Annotated in this window: 2 protein-coding genes; one reads left to right on the forward strand and one right to left on the reverse strand. The window is 70.2% G+C overall.

Annotation, left to right across the window (positions count from 1 at the left end; genetic code table 11):
- Positions 1–124: 124 nt before the first annotated feature.
- Positions 125–1,246 carry an NDMA-dependent alcohol dehydrogenase gene (locus tag JJ683_RS18615; RefSeq protein ID WP_200176305.1) on the reverse strand — a complete coding sequence of 374 codons (1,122 nt, stop codon included), beginning with the start codon at positions 1,244–1,246 and terminating at the stop codon, positions 125–127.
- A 198-nt stretch (positions 1,247–1,444) separates the two neighbouring features.
- Here JJ683_RS18615 and JJ683_RS18620 point away from each other — a divergent pair, with 198 nt between their 5' ends.
- Positions 1,445–2,878, forward strand: a complete 1,434-nt coding sequence (locus tag JJ683_RS18620; RefSeq protein ID WP_200176306.1) for an aldehyde dehydrogenase family protein — start codon at positions 1,445–1,447, stop codon at positions 2,876–2,878.
- Positions 2,879–3,219 lie beyond the last annotated feature (341 nt).

A 3,219-nucleotide genomic window follows, 5' to 3' on the forward strand; every position in this document is an offset into this window, starting at 1 on the left:
CCACGTGCGTCGCAAGACACGCTCAAAGCGCCACGCAGGCAGGCCGCCCGGAAACGGAAGCGCCGCCACGGCAACCAGCCATGGCGGCGCTTCCTCCTGCGCTGTTGACAAAACCAACTACATATCACTCGAACACGAGCACCCCGCGCAGGTTCACGCCCGCCTCCATGTCTTCGAAACCCTTCGCCACCTCGTCGAGCGTGTAGGTGTTGGTGACCAGCGAGTCCAGTTCCAGCTTTCCGGCCGTGTACATGTCGATCATCCAGGGGATGTCCGCGGTGGGGTTCGACGCACCGAACAGCGACCCCACCAGTGTCTTCTGATAGAGGGTCAGCTCCAGCGGACTGATCGGCAGGCCCACGTCGGTCATCTTGCCCAGCCCGGTCACCACGCACACGCCCGCCTTGCGGATCGACGAGAACGCCTGGGCGATGTGCTCGCCGGTGGTGTTGCCGACGGTGACGATCGCGGCGTCGGCGCCCTGGCCGTTGGTGAAGGTGCGGGCCAGCTCTGCGGCCTCGTCGATGCCGGCCACCGCGTGGGTGGCGCCCAGGCGCAGCGCGCTCTCGCGTTTGAAGGCGGCCGGGTCGACGGCGATAATCCGCGACGCGCCCGCGTGCGCAGCACCCTGGACGGCGTTGATGCCCACACCGCCGGTGCCCATGATGATCACAGTCTGCCCCGGATAGACACGCGCCGAATTGACGGCTGCACCCCACCCGGTGCCCACGCCGCAGCTGAGCAGGCACAGCCGGTCCAGCGGCAGGCTCTTGTCCTGCACCGTGATCGCGTTGTCCACGTGTACCGTGGTGTATTCACTGAAAGTGGCCAGCCCGCACGTCTGCCCCACCGGCGCGCCGTCGAGGAGCATGCGGTGGCAGTCCGGGTCGTCCGGCCGCCCGCCCGTCATGATCGCGGCGCCGCGGTCGCACAGGTTCTGCATGCCCGACGCGCACCACCGGCACTTGCCGCACGCGGCGAGGAACGAGAACACCACGTGGTCGCCCACCGCGAAGCCCTCCGTGCCCGGGCCCACGCGCTCGACGACGCCCGCGCCCTCGTGGCCGCCGCAGATCGGGTAGTCGTGCACCGCGTGGTCGCCCGCCGCGATGTGCGCGTCCGAGTGGCACAGGCCCGACGCGACCATGCGCACCATGATCTCGTCGCGGCGTGGCTCGTCCAGCTCCAGGTCCACCACCTCGAACTTCCCCGGCGCCTGCCTGATGACGGCTCCCCTGGTACGCACCCGGTTCCTCCTCGTCCGCCGCGGGCCCGGCCCGCGCAGTGTCCGCACCGGCCGCACACACGCACCGGCATCACCCGGTCTACCGGTTGAAACCTCGCGTGCCCGTGCGTTTTCCACTGGGCAGGACACGAATGTTGTCTCGATCACAGCGGCCCTAGCGTCGGAGCCGTCAGTCCCGCACCAGGATGAGGAGCACGCATGACCACCGTCGCAAAGCCCGGTTCCGCCGCAACCTCCCTTGCGGCGCTCGACGACCTCCTCGTCCGCCAGCGCGCCTCGCGCCGTGCCGAGGGCATGCCGCCCGCCACCGCACGCCGCGCTCGCATCCAGGCCGTGATCGACCTGTTGGTGGACGAGTACGACGCTATAGTCACCGCCATCGACGAGGACTTCGGCGGCCGGCACCGCGGCTACTCGATCATGAACGACATCCTGGGCTCCCTCGGCTCTCTGAAGTCCTCGCGTGACCGCCTCGAGGAGTGGATGGCGCCGGAACCGCGCAGGGCGTACGCGCCCTACGACCAGTACGGCGCCACCGCAGAGATCCGGTATACCCCCAAGGGCACCGTCGGCATCCTGGGCACCTGGAACGCGCCGGTGTTCACCCTGTTCAGCCCGCTTGCGTCGGCCCTCGCCGCAGGCAACCGGGCCGTGCTCAAGCCCTCGGAGGTGGTGCCGCGCACCGCGGAGACCCTCGCCCGGATCTTCGCCGAGCGCATCGACCCGCTCGACGTCGCCGTAATCACCGGCGGGCCGGAGGTGGCCGAGCAGTTCACCGCGCGCCCGTTCGGGCACCTCGTGTTCACCGGCAGCACCTCGGTGGGCCGGGCGGTCATGCGCAGCGCCGCCGAGAACCTGGTGCCGGTGACGCTGGAGCTGGGCGGCAAGTCGCCGACCCTCGTCTCGCGCAGCGCCGACCTCGCCGAAGCCGCCGGAAAGGTGGCGGGCGCCAAGTCGAGCAACGGCGGGCAGCTGTGCGTGAGCCCGGACCTGGTGTACGTGCCCCGCGAATCGGTCGACGCATTCGTCGCCGAGCTCACCGGCGCCTACGGGCGACTGGTGCCGACCGTACAGGGCAATCCGGGGGCGATCAGCATCGTCGACGAGCGTCACGCCCGGCGCGTGCGCGGCCTTGTCGACGATGCGCGCGCCCGCGGCGCACGCATCGAGACCGTGCCCGACGAGCAGCCCCACGGTCGCCGCACACCGCTGCATGTCGTCGTCGACCCGCCGGAGGACGCGGCGGTCATGCACGAGGAGCTGTTCGGCCCGGCGGTCGTGGTCCTCGGCTACGACACCGTGGACGGCGTGCTCGGCGCCCTGGGCGGGCGACCCGCACCGTTGGCGCTGTACTGGCTGGGCACGGACGACGACGAGCTGCAGACGGTGCTCGACGGCACCGCGTCCGGCGGCGTCACCGTCAACGACCTCATGCTGCACCCCGGGCTCGAGGACGCCCCGTTCGGCGGAGTCGGCGCCTCCGGCATGGGTCAATACCACGGGCGCGAGGGGTTCGTGGAGTTCAGCCACGCGCGCAGCGTGTTCCACGCCCCCGCCGGTGCCGAGCAGCCGCCGGCCGCGCTCTACCCCGAGGGCTTCGAGCAGATGATGGCCTCGATGATCGCACGGTGACGGCTGACGGGGGACTCGCGAAGGAGCTCCCGCCCCACCGGCCTCAGCGGTGGGGCGCCAGGTTGTCATGCCGCGTTCATGGACCGATGGGAGCGGCGATATTGCGCCTCGCGTCGCCCTCCGGGCCGCCCGAGTACGCCGTACGACGCCCCGTAACCGCCCCCGTGCCGCCACCGAGCGCTGATTCCCTTGCGTCACACGACATCGCGAAGTACGAGGTGCCTCACGTAAAAGTGAGCGCGAAGCGGTGGCCGGTGCCTCACGCAGTGTGAGCGCGTGGGAGGCTTGCGCTACTTCGCCTGGGCCAATCGGTTGATTGACGGTTGTAATGCTTCCAAGTC

The sequence above is a fragment of the Tomitella cavernea genome (assembly GCF_016599145.1).
Classification (GTDB): Bacteria; Actinomycetota; Actinomycetes; order Mycobacteriales; family Mycobacteriaceae; genus Tomitella; species Tomitella cavernae.

Coding starts and splice junctions, on each gene's coding strand:
- JJ683_RS18620 (WP_200176306.1), top strand. CDS start 1,445: ATGACCACCGTCGCAAAGCCCGGTTCCGCCGCAACCTCCCTTGCGGCG.